The sequence below is a fragment of the Variovorax paradoxus genome, assembly GCF_902712855.1.
Classification (GTDB): Bacteria; Pseudomonadota; Gammaproteobacteria; order Burkholderiales; family Burkholderiaceae_C; genus Variovorax; species Variovorax paradoxus_Q.
In genome coordinates this window covers 1,121,573-1,141,688 of sequence record NZ_LR743507.1, presented here as the reverse complement: position 1 = coordinate 1,141,688, position 20,116 = coordinate 1,121,573, and the positions used below count along the sequence as shown (strand labels likewise).

Below are 20,116 nucleotides of genomic sequence, written 5' to 3'. Positions count from 1 at the left end.
CCCCTGCAAGGGGGTTGGCGAAGCGACACGAAGTGCGCATGGCCTGGGGGTGTGCCAATTACAAGGCTTTACGCAGGTTGGCAGGGGCGATGCGCAGTGCTTCGCGGTACTTGGCGACGGTACGGCGCGCGCACTCGATGCCCTGCTCCTTCAGCATCTCGGAGATCTGGCTGTCCGACAGCGGCTTCTTGATGCTCTCGGAACTCACGAACTGCTTGATGAGCGCGCGCACCGCGGTGCTCGACGCGTTGCCGCCGGTCTCCGTGCCCAGCGCGGAGCCGAAGAAGTACTTGAGCTCGACCGTGCCGTACGGCGTGGCCATGTACTTGGCGGTGGTCACGCGCGAGATGGTGGATTCGTGCAGGCCCAGCTCGTCGGCGATCTCGCGCAGCACCAGCGGGCGCATGGCGAGCTCGCCGTGCACGAAGTAGCTCTTCTGCCGCTCGACGATGGCGTTGCTCACGCGCAGGATGGTGTCGAAGCGCTGCTGGATGTTCTTGATGAACCAGCGCGCCTCCTGCAGCCGCTGCGACAGCGCCTGGCTGCCCTCGCCCTTGTGCGACTTGAGCGCGCCGGCGTAGATGTCGTGCACACGCAGGCGCGGCATGACCTCGGGATTCAACATGACGCGGAACTTGACGTTGGTGCCGCGGCCCGTCTTGGTGACGATAACGTCCGGGATGACGATGTTGCGCTCGACGTCGACGAAGCGCCGTCCAGGCTTGGGCTCCAGCCGTGCGATGACCTGCAGCGCCGAGCGCACCAGCTCCTCGGAACTGCGGGTGAGCGTGGCCAGCCGCTTGAAGTCGCGCCGCGCGAGCAGTTCCATCGGCTGTTTGCAGATCGCCATGGCGGTCTTGCGGACCAGTTCGTCTTCCTCGGTGTCGTCCTCGCCGGCCATGGCGCGCAGCTGGATGGTCAGGCATTCGCCCAGGTCGCGCGCGCCGACACCGGCGGGCTCCAGGCTCTGCAGCAGGCCGAGCGCCACCTGGAAGTGGTGCACGAGGTCGTCGAACTGGTCGTTGTCGTCGCCGGCCAGGCCCGAAGCGAGCGCGGGCAGCGAGTCTTCGAGGTAGCCGTCGTCGTTGAGCGATTCGATCAGGAAGCGCAGCGCGGCGTTGTCGTTCTCGTTCAGCCGCAGGCTCAGCGCCTGGCGGTGCAGGAAGGACTGCAGCGATTCCTGGCTGCGCGCGAGCTCGGTGGCGTCGGCGCGTTCGTCGTCGCCCAGGTTGTTCTGGCGCGCGGGCGCATCGCTGCCCCATTCGCTGTCGTCGGGCGCCATGTCGACGGTGCCGTCGCCTTCCCAGTCGGGCTCGCGCTCGGCGATCTCGGCGGCGGGACCGTCGGAATCGGTGGCGGCGGTGCCGGTTTCCGTGGAAGCGGTGGCGGTGCTGGCTGCCGGGGGCGCATAGTCGCTCTCGCCGTCGATGCTGCCGCCGCCGTCGTCGTCGCGCGGGACCGGCGCATCGGCCGTGTCGAGCCCGAACTCCTCGCGCGCGGCTTCTTCGGCCGTGCGCTCGAGGAACGGGTTCTCGTCCAGCATCTGCTCGACCTCCTGGCTCAGCTCGAGCGTGGAGAGCTGCAGCAGCCGGATGGACTGCTGCAGTTGGGGCGTCAATGCCAGATGCTGCGAGACGCGAAGGGACAGCCCTTGCTTCATGAAGAAGTGGCTCCCCCCCAGGCTGCGCGCTTCGCGCTGCGCCAACCCCCTGCCGGGGGCGGGCTGGCCGCTTCGGGCGGCCGTGCGCGGCGGCCCTCCCAAGCGGACCCCGCGCGCATGGCGACCATGCCTGCCGTTGACCCTCGCAACATGGTCACATCCGGAAGTGCTCGCCGAGGTACACCCTGCGCACTTCGGCGTTGTCGACGATCTCCGAAGGCGTGCCTTGTGCCAGCACGTGTCCATCGCTGATGATGAATGCGTGATCGCAGATGCCCAGCGTCTCGCGCACGTTGTGGTCGGTGATGAGCACGCCGATGCCGCGTTCCTTCAGGAAGCTGATGATCCGCTGGATCTCGATCACCGCGATCGGGTCGATGCCGGCGAAGGGCTCGTCCAGCAGGATGAAGCGCGGCTGGGTGGCCAGCGCACGCGCGATCTCGACGCGGCGGCGTTCGCCGCCGGACAGCGCCAGCGCGGGCGAATCGCGCAGGTGGTCCACCCGCAGGTCGGCCAGCAGCTCGGCCAGGCGCTCCTCGGTGTGCGCCTTCGACAACGGCGCCATCTTGCCGTTGGCGTCGGGCTCCTGCTGCAGCTCGAGCACGGCGCGCACGTTTTCCTCGACCGTGAGCTTGCGGAAGATCGAGGCTTCCTGCGGCAGGTAACTCAGGCCCATGCGCGCGCGGCGATGGATCGGCATGTGGGCGATGGGCTCGCCGTCGATGGTGATGTCGCCCGCGTCGGCACGCACCAGCCCGACGATCATGTAGAACGAGGTGGTCTTGCCGGCGCCGTTGGGGCCGAGCAGCCCGACGACTTCGCCCTTCTGCACGTCGAGCGAGACGTCCTTCACCACCGTGCGGCTGCCGTAGCTCTTCTTCAGGCCGCGCGCCACCAGGCGGCTGCCCGGCGCGCCGTTGGCGTCCTGCGTTCCAGCGGATTCGATCACTTGCGGGTTTCTCCCTCGTCACTGAGCGTGTTGCTCGGGCGCAGGCCCTTGCCGGGCGCCGGGGTGGGTGCGGGCGGCGGTGCCTTGGCACCGGCCGGGGCGCCCGGGGCTGGCTGGGTCGCCGACTTGGGGGTCAGGATGGTCCTGACGCGTCCGCCCGGGCCCGACGCGTTGACGGCGGTGTTCGGCGGCACGGTGGAACCGTTGACGGTGTAGGTGTCGTTGCTCTGGTCGTAGACGATCAGCGCGCCCTGGCTCTCGTCGTTCGGCGTGGCGCCGAGCAGGCGGCGCATGACGGCGTTGCGGATGAACTTGACGTTGTCGGCACGGCTGTCGTATTCGATGACTTCCGATTCGCCCTCGATCCACTCGTCGGGCGCGTTGCGCTTCTGCTTGTAGTAGGCGCGCTTGCCGGGTGCCGCGGTGACCACGCCGTACTGGTAGCCCTCGGCGTCCTGGCGCACATCGAGGCGCGCGCCGCGGATGATGATCGTGCCCTTCGTCACCAGAACGTTACCCGTGAACACGCTGGTCTGCTTCAGGTCGTCGTAGCGCATCGCATCCGACTCGATGTTCATCGGCTTGGTGCGGTCGGCGGTCTCGGCCAGCGCGCCCGAAGCGAGACCGGCCAGCAGGAGAGCGCCGGCGGCCATGCGGCCGATGCGACGAAGGAGGGGAGTGGTGGAGTAAGAATGCAATGTCATAGAGGCACGAAACTTGCTCGGCATTGTATGCGGCTGATTGCGTCAGCCCCGCACGCACAGATGGAAAAAGCCCGCCGAGGCGGGCTTGACTTTCGTTCCAGCTTTCTACCAGAACACCGCGGAACCGGCTTTTGCCGGGCCGCAGGTGCCGCCCCCTGCGGGGGTTGGCGAAGTGATGAGAAGTCCGGGGATCAGCCCTTCTTTGCCTCGCCGATCAGGTAGTTCACGACCTGGAGCACCTTGGTCATGTTGCCGGCGGTCTCGCCATCGACATACCAGCGGCCGGCCACTGCCATGGCGGGGACGCCCGCCACCTTGTAGGCGTCGGTCATCTGCGTGGCGCGCTTCGCCTTGCTGGCGACGCTGAACGAGGTGAAGGTTTCCTTGAACTTGGCACCGTCCAGGCCGTTGGCGGTGGCCCAGGCAATGATGTTGGCGTCGCCGTTCACGTTCTGGCGCTGCGCGTGGATCGCGTTGAACACCTTCGGCTGGAACTCGTCGACCTTGCCCATGGCTTCCAGCGCGTAGTACAGACGCTGCTTGGCCTCGACGTCGTTGCCCACGAACGGCACGGGAATGCGGCGGAACGCGACTTCCTTCGGCAGCGTCTTGACCCAGGCTTCGAGGGCCGGTTCGAAGTCGTTGCAATGCGGGCAGTTGTAAGAGAAGAACTCGACCACTTCGATCTTGCCGGCCGGCGCGTCGACCGGTGCGCGCTTGTCGAGCACCAGGTACTCGGTGCCGGCCTTGGGCGCGCGCGCCTGGGCGTTGGCCGGGTTGGCGGCCAGGGACAGCAGCCCGAGCGAGGTGGCGGCCAGCGAAAAGTCACGACGTTTCATTGAAAGGGTTCTCCAGTTGGTACGGCAGACTGAGCCGGCGCGTGGCGGGGAGTTCCCCCGCCCCCGGCGCGCACAGGCTTAGCGCGATGGATGGTGGCGGCAAACGCCGCCGCGCGGAGCTTAAGGGCTATTCGTGTCGTTTGCGGGGGTCAGCGCTGCACGCGGACCAGCGCAGATTCCATGCCGCCGCCGTCGAGGCGGTCCTTCAGGCGGTCGGCATCGTCCTTCTTGTTGAACGGGCCGGCGCGCACGCGGTAGACGGTGCGGCCCGCCTGCTCGCGCTCGGTGACCTTGGCTTCCACGCCCATCAGCGAGAGCTTGGCGCGCTGCGCCTCGGCGTCGTCGGTGGTGCGGAAGGCGCCGGCCTGCACGAAGTACATGAACGGATCGGCGCCGGAACTGGCGGCCGCATTGCTGTTGGCGCTCGGCGCGGCGGACGCCGTGGTGGTGGCGCCGCTGTTGCCGGACACGCTGCCGGAGCGTGCACGGGCCAGATCGCCCAGCGGATCGTTCGACGGCGGCAGCGCGTTGGCTTCGGCCGGCACCGGCGCGGTGCGCGGCGGCTTGGGCGGACCACCACGGGCACCGGTGCCGCGGTGGTGGGCGGTGGGGTGCCGGGGGCGACGGCGGCGGTGGCCGGTTCACCGGTGATCGGGTTGACCGGGCCGGTCGCGGCGGGCGCCGGCTTGGCAGCCCCCGCCTTGCCGGCCAGCGGCGCGTTCGGATCCCAGTCGCGGTTCTTGCGGGCCTCGGCCTCGTCCTGCTCGGCGCCGCCGCGCTGCGTCTTGGTCACGAACGGGATCGGCACCTTGGTCACGTAGACCGCGATGCCCAGCGCGACACCCAGGCCGAGCACCAGCCCGATGATCAGGCCGATGACGATGTTGCCGCGTTGTCTGGTTGTCTTCTTCATGGTGAGGTGGTTCACATCTTGCTCGGCGCACTGACGCCGAGAATCGCGAGGCCATTGTGCAGCACCTGCGCGGTGGCGGCGACCAGCGCCAGGCGGGCCAGCTTGACCTTCTCGTCGTCGACCAGGATGCGCTCGGCGTCGTAGTAGCTGTGGTAGCTGGCGGCCAGTTCGCGCAGGTAGAAGGTGACGTCGTGCGGCGCGAAATCGCGTGCCGCGGCGGTCAGCATGGCGGGGTACTTGGCCAGCAGCAGCATCAGGGCCTGCGCGGCCGGGCTTTCCAGCGGCGACAGGTCGGCGTTTTTCAGCGTGGCGGCGTCGCCGCCCCAACCGGCGAGCACCGAGCAGATGCGCGCATGCGCGTACTGCACGTAGTACACCGGGTTGTCGTTGTTCTTCGTGACGGCGAGGTCGACGTCGAAGGTGTATTCGGTGTCGGGCTTGCGGCTGAGCAGGAAGAAGCGCACCGCGTCGGTGCTGGTCCACTCGATCAGGTCGCGCAGCGTGACGTAGCTGCCGGCGCGCTTGCTGATCTTGACCTCCTCGCCGCCCTTCATGACACGCACCATGGTGTGCAGCACGTAGTCGGGATAGCCCTCGGGAATGCCTTCGCCCGCCGCCTGCAGCCCGGCGCGCACGCGCGCGATGGTGCCGTGGTGGTCGGTGCCCTGGATGTTGATGACCTTGTGGAAGCCGCGCTCCCACTTGGCGATGTGATACGCCACGTCGGGGACGAAGTACGTGTACGTACCGTCCTGCTTCTTCATCACGCGGTCCTTGTCGTCGCCGTAGTCGGTCGACTTCAGCCACAGCGCGCCGTCCTGCTCGTAGGTCTTGCCGGCAGCCACGAGCTTGCGTACCGCGGCATCGACGCGGCCGCTGGTGTAGAGGCTCGACTCCAGGTAGTACTGGTCGAAACGCACGCGGAAGGCCTGCAGGTCCAGGTCCTGCTCGCGGCGCAGGTAGGCCACGGCGAATTCGCGGATGGCCTCGATGTCCTCGATGTCGCCGGTCGCGGTGACTTCGCGGTCTTCCGACTTGACGGTCTTCTTCGCCTTGAAGTCGGCGGCGATCTCGGCGATGTAGTCGCCGTTGTATGCCGGCGCCTTCTCACCGCTGGGCCATTCGGCGTCGCCGGGCTTGAAGCCGCGGGCACGCAGCTGCGTGCTGTTGGCCAGCGTCTGGATCTGCACGCCGGCGTCGTTGTAGTAGTACTCGCGCCACACGCTCTCGCCCTGCGAGGCGCGCAGGTTGCAGATGGCGTCGCCCAGCGCAGCCTGGCGGCCGTGGCCCACGTGCAGCGGGCCGGTCGGGTTCGCGGAGACGAACTCCACCAGCACCTTCTCGCCCGTGGCCGGCTGCTGGCCGAAGGCCTCGCCCGCCGACAGCACCTCGCGCACGATCTGCTGCTTGGCGGCCGTCTTGAGACGGATGTTGAGAAAACCGGGACCGGCGATCTCGATCGCCTCGACCCATTGGGCGAAGGCGGGGGTGGCGAGCAGCGCGGTGCTCAGTCGCTCGGCCAGCTCGCGGGGCTTCTGGCCCAGCGGTTTGGCGAGCTGCATGGCGGCCGTGCTGGCGAAATCGCCATGGGCAGCCACCTTGGGCGACTCGAACGCGGCCTTGGAGCCGGCGCCGGGCGAGAGGGATTCGAGCGTGTTCGCGAGCGCCGCGAGCAGCTCCTGTTTGACCAATAGCATGCGCAAATTTTACCGGGGGCAAACCCGGGGCCAGTTAACGATCGTCATCCAACCGGCAACTTCGGCCGTTGAGGTGGTCGGCCCCGGGGCGGGGCAACTGTCACAACCAACCTTGCAAGGACACATCCCATCATGAAGAAGCTCCTTTCCCTGGTCGCCTCCACCGTCGCCCTCGGCGCCTGCCTGTCTTTCAGCGCCTACGCCCAGGACAAGGCCGCCGCGCCCGCGGCAGCCCCCGCCATGGCCGCACCGGCTGCCGGCGCCACGTGTGACGCCAAGGCCGTCGACAAGAACGGCAAGGCCCTCGCCGGCGCCGCCAAGGCCAGCTTCGTCAAGAAGTGCGAGAAGGACAACAAGTCCGCCGCCGCCCCCGCCTGCGCCGCCAAGGCCGTGGACAAGAACGGCAAGGCCCTGGCCGGTGCCGCCAAGAACAGCTTCATGAAGAAGTGCGAAGCCGACGCCGCCAAGGGCTGAGCCCGCGCCGCTGCTGACACTTGTGAAAAGACGCCCGCTGCATGCGGGCTCTTTTTTTTTTTTGGGGGGGGGCCGCGCCTGTCCCGGACGTCCGTACGTCTATTTCAGCGCGCCCAGCAGGTTGTTGAAGTCGTCGGTCCAGGGGCGCTGGTCTGCTTCGGTGGCAATGGGCGTCGCTACCGCGCCCACCGGCTCGCGCGACAGTACCTGCGGGTTTCGCGCCACCAGCACCCAGTCGGTGCGACGCAGCCATTCGGCCTGCTCGGCCTCGTCGTGCACCAGCACCGCGTGAAGCCCGCGCGTCTCGGCCACCTTCGCGATCACCGGCGCCAGGGCCAGGAACCGGTTGGTCACGTGGAAGGCGATCACGCCATCGGGCCGCATGTGCCGCAGGTAGGTGTCCATCGCCTCGGCCGTGAGCAGGTGCACCGGCACCGAATCGCCCGAGAAGGCGTCGACCGCCAGCACGTCGAAACCCTGCACCGGTTCGCGCTCCAGCGCCAGACGGGCGTCGCCGAGCACGCGCTCGATGCGGGCGGCGCTGTCGCGCAGGAAGGTGAACTCCTCGTCCGCCAGCGCGAACACCTGCGGGTTGATCTCGTAGACCCGGTAGACGTCGCCGCGGCGGCCGTAGGCTGCAAGCGTGCCGGTGCCCAGGCCGATCAGGCCCACGCGGCGCGGCCCGTCCGGCGCGGCGGCGATCGCGCGGCCGATGCCGGAGGTCTCGCCGTAGTAGGTGGTCGGCACGCGCCGCCGTGCCGGGTCGAGGAACTGCGCGCCGTGCTTCACCGAACCGTGCGCCAGCTGGCGCACGCTGTCGGACGGCGGATCGCGCGCGGTGTCGTACGCCAGCAGCGAGCCATAGAAATTGCGCTGCAGGCTGCGCGCACCGGCGCGGTCGCTGCCGACCTGCAGCAGCAGGAAGAGCGTGCAGCAGGCCGCGAGCGCCACGCAGCAGCCGCGCAGCCACGCCCGCTGCCGCAGCACGGCGACCGCCGCGAGCGCGGTCAGCATCAGGCCGAGGCCCAGTTCGTAGTACGCGGCCAGCACGTGCGGCGCGACCAGCCCCACCGCGACCCCGCCCAGCGCGCCGCCGAGCGACAGCATCAGGTAGAAGCGCGTCAGGTAGCGCGGGCCCGGCCGCAGCCTCGCGGTCTCGCCGTGCAGGAACATGCACAGCACGAACAGGCCCGAGACGTAGAGCGGCAGGGCCACATGCACTTCGGCGCCGATGCGGTTCTGCAGCCCGAACGCGCACAGCAGCAGCATGGCGGCGGCCAGCGGCAGGAACACGCCGCGGCGGTACCAGCGGTCGCTCTCGAAGCACAGCACGAAGGTCAGCAGGTACAGCGACAGCGGCAGCACCCACAGGAACGGCACCGCGGCCACGTTCTGGGTGATGTGGTTCGTCACGGCCAGCAGCAGCCATGACGCCAGCGCCGGCAGCGCGAGCCACAGCAGTTGGTCGGCGACGCGGGGCGGCGTGCCGGCCATGGCGGACTGGCCCGGCGCGGACGTCGTGGGCGTCGTGGGCGTCGTGGGCGAAGGCGGGGGCGTCTCGTCGGCGGACCACTGGCGGGCCATGTACAGCGTGGTGCCGGCGCACAGCAGCACGAACGCCGCGTAGCCCCACGACCATCCATGCGCCTGCTGCAGCAGCGAGCTGCGCGGCTCGATCAGCACCGGATAGCTCAGCAGCGACAGCAGCGAGGCCAGGTTCGACAGCGAGAAGTAACGGTACACCTGCGCGCCCCACGGCGTGCGCGCCACCCACGACTGCACCAGCGGCCCGGTGGTCGACAGCAGGAAGTACGGCAGGCCGATGGTGCCGAAGAGCAGGCCCAGGATGCGCCAGGCCGGGTCTTCGGTGCCCGCCGGCTTCCACTGCGCGCCCACCACGATCGGCAGGAACGCCAGGCTGGCGAGCAGCAGCGCCACGTGCAGCATGGCCTGCGCGCGCAGGCGCAGGCGGCGGGTGACCCAGTCGGCGTACGCGTAACCGCCCAGCAGCACGACCTGGAAGAACACCATGCAGATCGACCACACGGCGGCCGAACCGCCGAACCACGGCAGGATCTGTTTCGCGATCAGCGGCTGGACCAGGAACAGCAGGAACGCGCTGCTGAAGATGGTGCCGGCAAACAGGAACTGGATGCCGGGGTGTCGCATGACGGCGGCGCGTGCCTACTTGCCGAAGCCGCGGGCCAGGAACACGGCCACCAGCGGAATCAGCGCGATCAGGTGCGCCTGGATCATCACCAGCTTGCGCGTCTTCTTCACGTCGTCCTCGGCGGGCAGCTTGCCGGTGGCGCGCAGCGTCTTGCGCCAGCGGAAGTAGGTGAGCGTCGGAAAGATCGACACCACGCCGACGATGATGAAGAGCCCCAGCTTCACGTGCAGCAGCGGGTTGGTCCAGTACCAGGCCGTGCCCTTCACGCCCCACCAGGTGCGCGCGATGCCGGTGGCGAGCACCGCGATGGCGGCGATGCCGTAGACCATGTCGACCCTGGCCAGCCGCTCCACCACCGCTGCATTGAGCCACTGCACGCGGCACAGCGCCGCTTCGCTGGAGATGAACACGACCATCGTGAGGATGGCCAGCAGGTGAAGGTAGGCGAGGATGGCTTCGAGGGTCATCGAGATTGGCTCGCCCCAGGCTTCGCGCACCTCGTGTCGCTTCTCCGACCCCCTGCCGGGGGCAACACCCGAGGCCCGGCAAAACCGGTTCCTCGGTGTTCTGCGAAAAGACTCGGGCGCCGTCGTCTCAGGGAGCGACTATGGAATTTTGGAATGTGGGCAGATTGTGACGCAGCGTCTACTGTGTCTACACCCTTCCGCCCCAGAATTCCGGGTTGCCGTACTGCTCCTTGAGGAAATCAAGCCACAGTCGCACGCGCAGCGGCAGGTGCTTGGCGCCGGCGAACACGGCGTAGATGCCGTTGGGCGGGGCGGCGAACTCGTCGAGCAGGGGCACCAGCAGGCCGGCGTCGATCTCGGCCTCGACCTCCCAGGTGCTGCGCCACGCGATGCCGTGGCCGGCCAGGCACCAGTCGTGCAGCACCTGGCCGTCGGAGCAGTCGAGCGGACCGCTGGGGCGCAGGTGGATCAACTCCTGCGCGCCGCTCTCGGCGGTGATGCGAAAGGCCCAGCCGCGCGTCTGCGAGGCGTCGCTCGACAGCGTGAGGCAGGCAAAGCGCGACAGCTCGCCCGGATGCTTCGGCTTGCCGTGCCGCCGCACGAACTCGGGCGTGGCGACGCAGCGGCGGCGGTTGTCGGCCAGCCGCACGCTCACCAGCGAGGAGTCGGGCAGGTCACCCACGCGCACCGCGCAGTCGAAGCTCTCGCCGGTGACGTCGACCACGCGGTCGCTGAGGTTCAGCGAGATCGTCACTTCGGGGTGCAGCGCGTGGAAGCGCGGCACCAGCGGCGCGACGTGGCGGCGCCCGAAGCCGGCCGGCGCGGTCACGCGCAGGTGCCCGCTGGCCTTGACGCCACCTGCGCTGACGCTGGCTTCGGCGTTGGCGAACTCGGTGAGCAGGCGTTGGCAGTCCTCCAGAAAGGCACTGCCCTCGTGCGTGAGCGTGATGCGCCGCGTGGTGCGCACCATCAGCTTCACGCCCAGGCGCTCCTCCAGCGCGTCGAGCCGGCGGCCCATGATGGCGGGCGCCACGCCCTCGGCCTTGGCCGCGGCCGTGAGCCCGCCCCGGGTCGCGACCGAGACGAAGGATTCGAGCTGCTTCAAGCGGTCCATGGGGCGGAAACTATATCGTCCTCATCGTCCTGTATCCGTCCGCCCGCCGGGCAGGCACCGCCTGTTCGCGCCAGCCCGGTACTTTGGGGCTTATTCCGGGCGAACGCCGGCCGAGCGCACCGCCGCGCCCCAGCGCGCGTGTTCCGCCTTGATGTACTGCGCCGCCTGCTCCGGGCTGCCGCCGACGGGCGTGCTGCCTTCGGCCAGCAGCTGCGAAATGGTGGCGGGCTTGGCCAGCGCCTTGTCGACGGCGGCGTTCAGCTTCTTCACGATGTCGGGGCTGGTGCCTGCCGGCACGACCAGGGCCTTCCAGTCCACCGCCTCGAAGCCCTTGTAGCTCTCGGCCACGGTCGGTACCTCGGGCATCACCGGCAGGCGCTTGGCCGAGGTGACGGCCAGCGCGCGCAGCTTGCCGCCCTTCACCATCGCCAGCGCGCCCTGCGGCGTGGCGAACATGCAGTCGGTCTGGCCGCCCAGCAGGTCGGTGATGGCGGGCGCGGCGCCCTTGTAGGGCACGTTCAGCACCTTGAAGCCCGCGCGCTTGGCCAGCACCTCGCCGGCCATGTGGCCCAGCGTGCCGGTGCCCGCGAGCGCCTGCTTGATCTCGCCCGGATGGGCCTTGGCGGCCGCGATCAGGTCGGCCAGCGACTTGTAGGGCGCGTCCGCGCGCACCACCAGCACCACCGGCTGCGACGCCACCACGGCCACGGGCACGAGGTCCTTCAGCGCGTCGTAGGGCATCTTGGGAAACAGCGTCGGGTTGATCGCCAGGTTGGCGGTCTGGCCCAGGCCGATGGTGTAGCCGTCGGGCTTGGACTTGGCGACCACGTCCATGCCGATGTTGCCGTTGCCGCCCGCGCGGTTGTCGACGATGAAGGTCCACTTCGTGTCGTCGATCACCTTCTGCGCGATCAGCCGCGCCACGATGTCGGTGGCGCCGCCGGGCGTGTAGGGCACGACCAGGCGCACCGGCTTGTCGGGCCAGGCGCCGTCGGCGAGGGCGGGCGCGGCGTTCAGGCATGCGGCAGCCGCGGCGCACGCCAGCAAGGCGCGCCGTGAGATGGAATTCATGGGGTCAGTCTCCGAGGGTGATGTGGTGTGTCTCGAGCGCAGCGATCTCTTCATCGCTGTAGCCCACTTCCTTCAGCAGCTCGCGGCTGTGCTCGCCGATGTGCGGCGGCTGCAGCCGGATGCCCGGGCGTTCGCCGTCCAGCGTGAACGGCGCCAGCGGCACCTTGGCCATGCTGCCGTCGTTCATGCGCACCGGCGCGAGGCCGCCGGTGGCGTTCAGGTGCGGATCGTCGAACAGCTCCTGCGGCTTGGTGATGGGCGCGAACGGCAGTTCGTTCTGCTCGAACACCGACGCGAGCTCGGCCGCGCTGTGGTTCGCCAGGTGCGAGCGCAGGATGGGCATCATCCATTCGCGCGCCCGCACGCGGTCGTTGTTGGTCTTCAGGCGCGGGTCGGCCAGCATGTCCTCCAGGCCGAAGGCCTTGCAGAAGATGGCCCACTGCTTGTCGCTCACGGCCGCCAGGAAGATCTGCTCGCCGTCCTTCACCGTGAACACGTCGTACACGGCCCAGGCCGAGATGCGGCTGGGCATCGGGTCGGCGGGCTTGCCGGTGGCGGCGAACTGCATCATGTGCTGCGCCACCAGGAACACGTTGTTCTCGAACAGCGCCGACTGCACCTCGCAGCCCTTGCCCGTGAGCTCGCGCTGGCGCAGCGCGGCCATGGCGCCGATGGCGCCGAACATGCCGCCCATGATGTCGTTCACGCTGGTGCCCGCGCGCAGCGGGTCGCCCGAGCGCCCGGTCATGTAGGCCAGGCCGCCCATCATCTGCACCACCTCGTCGAGCGCGGTGCGGTGGTCGTACGGGCCGGGCAGGAAGCCCTTGTGGCTCACGTAGATCAGGCGCGGGTTGAGCTTGCTCAGCGTCTCGTGGTCGAGCCCCAGCTTCTTCATGGTGCCGGGCTTGAAGTTCTCGCTCACGATGTCGGCCGTGGCGATGAGCCGCAGCGCGGCCTCCACGCCTTCGGGCTGCTTCAGGTCGAGCGCGATGCTCTTCTTGTTGCGGTTGAAGGTCGGGAAGAAGCCCGAGCCCGAGCCCAGCAGGCGGCGCGTGTTGTCGCCCTCGATCGGTTCGACCTTGATGACCTCGGCGCCGAGGTCGGCCAGCAGCAGGCCGCAGGTCGGGCCCATGACCATGTGGGTGAACTCGACGACGCGCACGCCGGCGTAGGGCAGCGGGTGGGCGGCGTTGGCTGTGTTTGCTTCAGACATGTGCGGTGTGTTCCTGGGCAAGACCTTGGACGAAGCCCTTCGGCAGGCCGGCTTCGGGCGTCATGCCGTAGACCGGTTCGCCCGGCAGGCCGGCCATGAGCGGCGCGCGCGCCGCGATGAGTTTCTGGATGTCGATGCCGGTGCGCACGCCCATGGCCTCGAACATGAAGACCAGGTCTTCGGTCACGGCGTTGCCCGACGCGCCGGGCGCATAGGGGCAGCCGCCGAGCCCGCCGAGCGAGGCGTCGAAGGTGCGCACGCCCTCGTCCCACGCGGCCAGGCAGTTCGCGATGCCCAGGCCGCGCGTGTTGTGCATGTGCGCGGCGCCCGCGTGTTGGCCGAGCTCGGCGCGCAGGCGCCTGAACAGGCGGCGCACCTGCGCGGGGTTGGCGTAGCCCACGGTGTCGGACAGGCCCGATTCGTCGGCGCCCGCTTCGATGCACTGCGCGGCCAGGCGGATCACGTCGTCCTCGGGCACCAGCCCCTGCAGCGTGCAGCCGAAGGCGGTGGAAATGCCCGCTTCGAGCTTCACCTGCGGCGCGGTGGCGCGGCGCAACTCGGCGATGGCGCGCACCTCCTCGACCATTTCTGTCGGCGTCTTGCGCACGTTGGCCAGCGAATGCGCCACGCTGGCGGACACCGGCATGGTGAGCTTGTGCACGCCCGCCTCGAGCGCGGCCTGCGCGCCCTTGCGGTTGGGCACCAGCGCCATCACCACGAGGCCGGGCAGCGTGACGGCGTGGCGCACCACGTCGGCGGCGTCGGCCATCTGGGGCAGCAGCTTCGCGGGAACGAAGGAAGCGACCTCGATCTCGCGCACGCCAGCGGCGTGGAGCGCGTCGATCCAGCGCAGCTTGTCGGCGGTGGGCATGGTCGCCTTCACCGATTGCAGGCCGTCGCGCGGGCCCACCTCGCTGATGAGGACGTCGGGGGATGTCATCGAGGGTGTCTCCTGGGACGAAGCTCGGATGCTTCGCTTGACAATTCTATCTGACAGAACTAAATTCCAATCAACAGAATTAGACCGTCGATCCCGCCGGCTGTCAACCCAAGGCCCGTCCCATGCCCCGCAAAGCCCAGACCGAATCCGTGTCCGACCTCAACGCCGCGCCCGGCGGCGCCGCCGCGGTCGATCGCGCCCTGAGCCTGCTGTCGGCCTTCCAGCCCGGCGACGAGGCGCTGACGCTCGCGCAGTTCGCCGAGCGCACGCAGCTGTACAAGAGCACCGTGCTGCGGCTGCTCGCCTCGCTCGAGCATGCGCGGCTGATCCGCCGGCAGGACGACGGGCGCTATGCGCTCGGCATGGAGATCGCGAGGCTGCACGGGCTCTATGCCGCGTCGCAGTCGCTGGACCGCATCGTGCTGCCGGTGCTGCGCGCGCTCGTCGCGGCCACCGGCGAGAGCGCGGCGTACCACGTGCGGCAGGCGCAGGGCGACAGCTGGGTGCGGCTGTGCCAGTTCCGCGTCGATTCATCGCATGTGGTGCGCGACCACGTGCGCGCGGGCGACCTCCTGCCCAACGACCGCGGCGCCGGCGCGCGCGTGCTGATCGCCTTCGGCCCGGAAGCCGAGCTGCCGCGCGGCGCCAAGGAGCGCAAGCTGTACGACGGCATCCGCGCGCAGGGCTGGTGCGCTTTGGTCGGCGACCGCACCGCCGAGCTGGCGGGCATCTCGGCGCCGGTGTTCCATGCGGACGGCAGCCTCGCCGCGGCAGTCACGCTGACGATGCCCACGCACCGGTACGACGAGGCTTATGTCGAGCCCGTGCGCGCCGCGGCGAAGGGGCTCAGCGGGCAGGTCTGATCGGCTTGCCCAGTCCTGGCCAGAAACACCGACGAACCGGCTCTGCCGGGCCGAAGGTGTTGCCCCCGGAGGGGGTACGAGAAGCGACACGAAGTGCGCGAAGCCCGGGGGCGAGTCCAGGAACACCGAGGAACCGGCTCTGCCGGGCCTCCGGTGTTGCCCCCGGTAGGGGGAAGGAGAAGCGGACACGAAGTGCCGCGCATCCTGGGGGCGAGCCAAGAACACCAAGGAACCGGCTTCGCCGGGCCTTAGGTGTTGCCCCCGGTAGGGGGAAGGAGAAGCGGACACGAAGTGCCGCGCATCCTGGGGGCGAACCAAGAACACCAAGGAACCGGCTTCGCCGGGCCTTAGGTGTTGCCCCCGGTAGGGGGAAGGAGTAGCGACACGAAGTGCGCGAAGCCTGGGGGCGAGCTTATGCCTCTGCCTTGAAGCCCGAGTTCTTGATCGGCATCTCCCAGCGCTTGAGGTGCGCCGCCTGGATGGCCGCGAGCTCCGCCGGCCCGGCATGCGCGGGCACCAGGCCCAGCGAATAAATCTTCTCCTGCACGTCGGGCATGCGCATCGCGTCGGCCACCGACCTGTCGATGCGTGCGACCAGCTCGGGCGGCATGCCCGGCGGGCCGTACAGCCCGAAGAAGGCATCGGCCGTCACGTTGATGCCCGCCTCCTGCAGCGTCGGCACGTCGGGCAGCGCGCGGCTGCGCTGAGCGCCCGTCACCGCGAGGATGCGCACCTTGCCCGCGCGGTGGTGCTCGATGGTCTCGGAGGCCGTGTCCACCATCAGCGGCACCTGCCCGCCGATGAGGTCCTGCGCGGCGGGCGCGCCGCCGCGGTAGGCCACGTGCGTCATCGGCACGCCGGCCGCCTGCGCGATGAGCTGTCCCGCGAAGTGCGGCACGGTGCCCGCGCCCGAGGTGGCGTAGTTGGCCTTGGCGGGGTTGGCCTTCATCCAGGCCAGCACCGCCTTCAGGTCGCCGGCCGGCGCACCGGGGCCGGCCGTCACGGCGAAGTCGAATGTGCTGCCGAGCGAGATCGGCGTGAAGTCCTTCGCCGGGTCGTAGCCGAGGTTCGGGTAGAGCCACGGGTGGATCACCATCGCGCCGCTCGGCGAGAAGGCCAGCGTGTAGCCGTCCGGCGCGGTGCGCCGGAGTTCGCCCAGCGCCAGCCGGCCGGCCGCGCCCGGCTTGTTGTCGATGATCACGTTCTGGCCGAGCGACACGCGCATCTTGTCGGCGAGCACGCGCGCCACCACGTCCACAGACCCGCCCGGCGGAAAACCGACCAGTATCCGGACCGTGCGGTCTTGCGCGAACACCCACGGCGCGGCGGCCGTGGCGGCAAAGGCAGCAGCGGCGCGCGCTGCGAACTGTCGGCGTTTCATCGTCTTCGTCTCCTCGGGGTGGTGGTCTGAAGAAAACCGGCCCGGCCGGCGCGGCCTGGGCTCATGTCAACGCATCTCGACGAATCTCAGCGCAGCGCAGCCAGCAGCGCCCGGTTCTGCTCCGGCAGGCCGATGCTGATGCGCAGCCATTCGGGCAGCCCGTAGTTGCCCAGCAGCGAGACTTCGATGCCGGCCGCCAGCAGCCGCGCGTGCACGGCCTGCGCGTCGCCGACCTGCACCATCAGGAAGTTGCCCGACGACGGCACGTACGGAAGGCCGAGTTCGGCGAAGCCCGCCGCGAGCTGCTCGCGGCCCGCGGTGTTGAGTTGGTAGGTGCGCGCAAGGAAATCCGCGTCGCCCAGCGCGGCCACCGCCGCGGCCTGCGCCGGCGTGGTCACGTTGAAGCGCGGGCGCTGCGCGTTCATGCGCAGGGCCAGCGCCGGCTGCGACACGGCGTAGCCGATGCGCAACCCCGCCAGGCCGAAGGCCTTGGAAAAGGTGCGTGCCACGATCAGGTTCGGCAGGCGGCGCACCCACCCGATGCTGTCGTAGCGCTGCGCGGGCGAGAGGTATTCGGTGTAGGCCTCGTCCAGCAGCACCGTCACGTGCGAAGGCACCGACTGCAGGAAGGCCAGCAGCGGCGCGGCTTCGATGAAGGTGCCGGTCGGGTTGTTGGGATTGGCGACGAACACCAGCCGCGTGTCGTCGCCGATGGCGGCGCGCATCGCATCGAGGTCGTGGCCGTGCTCGCGCGCCGGCACCACGGTGGCGCGCGCATGGGCGTGCGCCGTGGCCTGCGCATAGACCACAAAACCGTACTGGGAGTAGACGACGCCCTCGCCCGGCTTCAGACTCACCTGCGCCGCGAGCTCGAGGATCTCGCTCGAGCCGCTGCCGAGCGTGAGCCAGTCCGGCGGCACGTCGAGCCGGGCAGCCAGCGCGTGCTTCAGCGCCGTGCCGTTGCTGTCGGGATAGTTGCCCGCGCCTTCGAGCGCCGCGGCCGCCGCGCGGCGGGCCGATTCGGGCATGCCGAGCGGGTTTTCGTTGGAAGCCAGGAGGATCATGGAAGCAGGCCGGATTTATTTAAGAACTTAAATATATCGCCGGCCTTCGGCGCCTTTATTGGTGCCTACCCTCGTCGAGATGCCACTGCCAACCGCTCATTACCCTCATTTTTGTCACAGATAAATCCCGCTTCCGGCTCTTACTTGCCAACAAGGTATCGAATAAAGTTCATTCCAGGATTGCATCTTTCTCAAGGAGAACCCCCATGACCGCCCGCACCACCGCCCACGGACTCCAGGTCGCGACCGAACTCCACCGCTTCATCGAAGACAAGGTCCTGCCCGCCACCGGCGTGGCCAGCGACGTCTTCTGGAAGGGCTTCGACACCATCGTGAGCGACCTCGCGCCGAAGAACATCGCGCTGCTCGCCGAACGCGACCGCCTGCAGACCGAGCTCGACGCCTGGCACAAGAAGAACCCCGGCCCGATCGCCGACATGCCGGCCTACCGCGCCTTCCTGGAAAAGATCGGCTACCTGCTGCCGCAACCCAAGGGCACGAAGGCCACGACCGCCAATGTCGACGCCGAACTCGCCCAGCAGGCCGGCCCGCAACTGGTGGTGCCGATCCTGAACGCGCGCTATGCACTCAACGCCGCCAACGCACGCTGGGGCTCGCTGTACGACGCGCTCTACGGCACCGACGCCATCCCCGAGACCGGCGGCGCCGAGAAGGGCAAGGGCTACAACCCCGCGCGCGGCGCCAAGGTCATCGAGTTCGCGCGCAGCGTGCTCGACCAGGCCGCACCGCTGGCCAACGGCTCGCACAAGAACGCCACCGGCTACAGCGTGAAGGACGGCAAGCTGGTCGTCGCACTGCAGAGCAGCAGCACGGGCCTCGCCGATGCTTCGCAGTTCATCGGCTACCAGGGCGACGCCGCGGCGCCGTCGTCGGTGCTGCTCAAGCACAACGGCATCCACCTCGACATCCGCATCGACCGCAGCACGCCCATCGGCAAGACCGACACCGCCGGCGTGAGCGACCTGGTGCTCGAAGCCGCGCTCTCGACCATCCTCGACCTGGAAGACTCGGTGGCCGTGGTCGACGCCGCCGACAAGGTCGTCGCCTATTCCAACTGGCTCGGCATCGTCCAGGGGACGCTGACCGAGGAAGTCGCCAAGGGCGGCAAGACCTTCACGCGCGGACTGAACCCCGACCGCGAGTACACCGGTGCCGACGGCAAGCCCGTGAAGCTGCACGGCCGCTCGCTCATGTTCCTGCGCAACGTGGGCCACCTGATGACCAACCCGGCCATCCTGTATGCGGGCGGCAAGGAAATCCCCGAAGGCATCCTCGATGCCGTGGTCACCACCACCATCGCCACCATCGACCTCAAGCGCAAGGGCAACTCGCGCACCGGCAGCATCTACATCGTCAAGCCGAAGATGCACGGCCCGGCCGAAGTGGCCTTCGCGAGCGAGCTGTTCGGCCGCGTCGAGCAGCTGCTCGGCCTGCCCGCCAACACGGTGAAGCTCGGCATCATGGACGAGGAGCGCCGCACCAGCGTGAACCTGAAGGCCTGCATCGCCGAAGCGGCTGCGCGCGTGGCCTTCATCAACACCGGCTTCCTCGACCGCACCGGCGACGAGATGCACACCGCCATGCAGGGCGGAGCGATGATCCGCAAGGGCGACATGAAGTCCAGCGCGTGGATCGGCGCCTACGAAAAGAACAACGTGCTGGTCGGCCTCTCGTGCGGCCTGCGCGGCAAGGCGCAGATCGGCAAGGGCATGTGGGCCATGCCCGACCTGATGGCCGCGATGCTCGAGCAGAAGATCGGCCATCCCAAGGCCGGTGCCAACACCGCCTGGGTGCCCTCGCCCACCGCCGCCACGCTGCACGCGCTGCACTACCACCAGGTCAGCGTGACCGCGGTGCAGCAGGAACTCGAGAAGATCGACGCCGACGCGGAGCGCGACAACATCCTCAACGCGCTGCTGCAGGTGCCGATCGCCGCCGAAGCCAAGTGGACAGACGCCGAGAAGCAGCAGGAGATCGACAACAACGTGCAGGGCATCCTCGGCTACGTGGTGCGCTGGATCGACCAGGGCGTGGGCTGCTCGAAGGTGCCCGACATCCACAACGTCGGCCTGATGGAAGACCGCGCCACGCTGCGCATCTCCAGCCAGCACATCGCCAACTGGCTGCTGCACGGCGTGGTCACGAAGGCGCAGGTCGACGAGACCTTCCAGCGCATGGCCAAGGTGGTCGACGAGCAGAATGCCGGCGACCCGCTGTACCTGCCGATGGCCGGAAACTTCGACACCTCGGCGGCGTACAAGGCGGCGCAGGACCTGGTGTTCAAGGGCATCGAGCAGCCCAGCGGCTACACCGAGCCGCTGCTGCATGCTTGGCGTCTGAAGGTGAAGGGCGAGGCTTGATGCCCGGTCCGACCGGCACATGAAATGACGGCGCCTTCAGGCGCCGTTTTCATTTGGTCGTGCGCTTGCGGAAAAGGGCGACGCCACGTGCTTTGCCGATTTCCAGGTGCCATCGCGGAAATCGCCGCATCAACAGCAGCCGGGATGCAATGCACCGATCGCCCCGCGACGCATCACGCGCGTCGATCCATTAGCATTCAAGCCGCCTCATCTTCC

At 68.9% G+C, this 20,116-nt stretch carries 15 protein-coding genes and 2 pseudogenes; 3 read left to right on the top strand and 14 right to left on the bottom strand.

Translation table 11 applies throughout. The annotated features are described in order from the left end of the window. Positions 1–58: 58 nt before the first annotated feature. The 6 genes and pseudogenes from rpoN to argS form a co-directional block, all read right to left on the bottom strand. Positions 59–1,660, bottom strand: coding sequence for an RNA polymerase factor sigma-54 (rpoN, locus tag AACL56_RS05270; RefSeq protein WP_339088775.1), 1,602 nt, complete (start codon positions 1,658–1,660; stop codon positions 59–61). Between the two features lie 154 nt (positions 1,661–1,814). Then, positions 1,815–2,609, bottom strand: coding sequence for an LPS export ABC transporter ATP-binding protein (lptB, locus tag AACL56_RS05265; protein WP_339088774.1), 795 nt, complete (start codon positions 2,607–2,609; stop codon positions 1,815–1,817). Then, positions 2,606–3,313: a lipopolysaccharide transport periplasmic protein LptA gene (gene lptA, locus AACL56_RS05260; protein WP_339088773.1), complete on the bottom strand. Its 708-nt coding sequence runs from the start codon at positions 3,311–3,313 to the stop codon at positions 2,606–2,608. Before lptA ends, lptB begins: the two co-directional genes overlap by 4 nt. A 191-nt stretch (positions 3,314–3,504) precedes the next feature. Beyond that, the gene (locus AACL56_RS05255; protein WP_339088772.1) at positions 3,505–4,152 is read right to left on the bottom strand and encodes a thiol:disulfide interchange protein DsbA/DsbL; all 648 of its coding nucleotides are present in this window, start codon (positions 4,150–4,152) and stop codon (positions 3,505–3,507) included. A 149-nt stretch (positions 4,153–4,301) separates the two neighbouring features. Next, positions 4,302–5,065: pseudogene (locus AACL56_RS05250) on the bottom strand (SPOR domain-containing protein). An 11-nt stretch (positions 5,066–5,076) separates the two neighbouring features. Continuing rightward, positions 5,077–6,762: an arginine--tRNA ligase gene (gene argS, locus AACL56_RS05245; RefSeq protein ID WP_339088771.1), complete on the bottom strand. Its 1,686-nt coding sequence runs from the start codon at positions 6,760–6,762 to the stop codon at positions 5,077–5,079. A gap of 132 nt (positions 6,763–6,894) precedes the next feature. Between argS and AACL56_RS05240 the strand changes: the two genes are divergently transcribed. Further along, positions 6,895–7,236 (top strand): hypothetical protein, encoded by a 342-nt coding sequence (locus tag AACL56_RS05240; RefSeq protein WP_339088770.1) that lies wholly within the window; start codon positions 6,895–6,897, stop codon positions 7,234–7,236. A 99-nt stretch (positions 7,237–7,335) separates the two neighbouring features. Here the strand turns inward: AACL56_RS05240 and AACL56_RS05235 are convergent, their stop codons facing one another. The 6 genes from AACL56_RS05235 to AACL56_RS05210 form a co-directional block, all read right to left on the bottom strand. Next, positions 7,336–9,405, bottom strand: coding sequence for a spermidine synthase (locus AACL56_RS05235; protein ID WP_339088769.1), 2,070 nt, complete (start codon positions 9,403–9,405; stop codon positions 7,336–7,338). 15 nt (positions 9,406–9,420) lie between these two features. Then, complete coding sequence (locus AACL56_RS05230) at positions 9,421–9,873, bottom strand: DUF2214 family protein (RefSeq protein WP_339088768.1); 453 nt, start codon at positions 9,871–9,873, stop codon at positions 9,421–9,423. Positions 9,874–10,060: 187 nt separating this feature from the next. After that, positions 10,061–10,987, bottom strand: a complete 927-nt coding sequence (locus AACL56_RS05225) for a LysR family transcriptional regulator (RefSeq protein ID WP_339088767.1) — start codon at positions 10,985–10,987, stop codon at positions 10,061–10,063. A gap of 90 nt (positions 10,988–11,077) precedes the next feature. Further along, complete coding sequence (locus tag AACL56_RS05220; protein ID WP_339088766.1) at positions 11,078–12,058, bottom strand: Bug family tripartite tricarboxylate transporter substrate binding protein; 981 nt, start codon at positions 12,056–12,058, stop codon at positions 11,078–11,080. Positions 12,059–12,062: 4 nt separating this feature from the next. Next, positions 12,063–13,271: a CaiB/BaiF CoA transferase family protein gene (locus tag AACL56_RS05215; protein ID WP_339088765.1), complete on the bottom strand. Its 1,209-nt coding sequence runs from the start codon at positions 13,269–13,271 to the stop codon at positions 12,063–12,065. Beyond that, entirely contained in the window at positions 13,264–14,211 is a 948-nt protein-coding gene (locus AACL56_RS05210; RefSeq protein ID WP_339088764.1) for a hydroxymethylglutaryl-CoA lyase, read from the bottom strand. The genes AACL56_RS05215 and AACL56_RS05210 overlap by 8 nt, the downstream gene beginning before the upstream one ends. Before the next feature lie 122 nt (positions 14,212–14,333). Between AACL56_RS05210 and AACL56_RS05205 the strand changes: the two genes are divergently transcribed. Continuing rightward, positions 14,334–15,074 (top strand): IclR family transcriptional regulator, encoded by a 741-nt coding sequence (locus AACL56_RS05205; protein WP_339088763.1) that lies wholly within the window; start codon positions 14,334–14,336, stop codon positions 15,072–15,074. A gap of 412 nt (positions 15,075–15,486) precedes the next feature. On the opposite strand, the gene AACL56_RS05200 is transcribed toward AACL56_RS05205, so the two are convergent. Further along, a complete protein-coding gene (locus AACL56_RS05200; protein WP_339088762.1) occupies positions 15,487–16,455 on the bottom strand; it encodes a Bug family tripartite tricarboxylate transporter substrate binding protein in 969 nt (322 codons plus the stop codon). 86 nt (positions 16,456–16,541) lie between these two features. Continuing rightward, a pseudogene (hisC, locus tag AACL56_RS05195) lies at positions 16,542–17,525 on the bottom strand (histidinol-phosphate transaminase); the annotation flags it as partial. A 200-nt stretch (positions 17,526–17,725) separates the two neighbouring features. Between hisC and AACL56_RS05190 the strand changes: the two are divergent. Beyond that, entirely contained in the window at positions 17,726–19,900 is a 2,175-nt protein-coding gene (locus AACL56_RS05190; RefSeq protein WP_339088761.1) for a malate synthase G, read from the top strand. The last annotated feature ends 216 nt before the right edge of the window (positions 19,901–20,116 follow it).

Coding starts and splice junctions, on each gene's coding strand:
- rpoN (WP_339088775.1), bottom strand. CDS start 1,660: ATGAAGCAAGGGCTGTCCCTTCGCGTCTCGCAGCATCTGGCATTGACG.
- lptA (WP_339088773.1), bottom strand. CDS start 3,313: ATGACATTGCATTCTTACTCCACCACTCCCCTCCTTCGTCGCATCGGC.
- AACL56_RS05255 (WP_339088772.1), bottom strand. CDS start 4,152: ATGAAACGTCGTGACTTTTCGCTGGCCGCCACCTCGCTCGGGCTGCTG.
- argS (WP_339088771.1), bottom strand. CDS start 6,762: ATGCTATTGGTCAAACAGGAGCTGCTCGCGGCGCTCGCGAACACGCTC.
- AACL56_RS05240 (WP_339088770.1), top strand. CDS start 6,895: ATGAAGAAGCTCCTTTCCCTGGTCGCCTCCACCGTCGCCCTCGGCGCC.
- AACL56_RS05235 (WP_339088769.1), bottom strand. CDS start 9,405: ATGCGACACCCCGGCATCCAGTTCCTGTTTGCCGGCACCATCTTCAGC.
- AACL56_RS05230 (WP_339088768.1), bottom strand. CDS start 9,873: ATGACCCTCGAAGCCATCCTCGCCTACCTTCACCTGCTGGCCATCCTC.
- AACL56_RS05225 (WP_339088767.1), bottom strand. CDS start 10,987: ATGGACCGCTTGAAGCAGCTCGAATCCTTCGTCTCGGTCGCGACCCGG.
- AACL56_RS05220 (WP_339088766.1), bottom strand. CDS start 12,058: ATGAATTCCATCTCACGGCGCGCCTTGCTGGCGTGCGCCGCGGCTGCC.
- AACL56_RS05215 (WP_339088765.1), bottom strand. CDS start 13,271: ATGTCTGAAGCAAACACAGCCAACGCCGCCCACCCGCTGCCCTACGCC.
- AACL56_RS05210 (WP_339088764.1), bottom strand. CDS start 14,211: ATGACATCCCCCGACGTCCTCATCAGCGAGGTGGGCCCGCGCGACGGC.
- AACL56_RS05205 (WP_339088763.1), top strand. CDS start 14,334: ATGCCCCGCAAAGCCCAGACCGAATCCGTGTCCGACCTCAACGCCGCG.
- AACL56_RS05200 (WP_339088762.1), bottom strand. CDS start 16,455: ATGAAACGCCGACAGTTCGCAGCGCGCGCCGCTGCTGCCTTTGCCGCC.
- AACL56_RS05190 (WP_339088761.1), top strand. CDS start 17,726: ATGACCGCCCGCACCACCGCCCACGGACTCCAGGTCGCGACCGAACTC.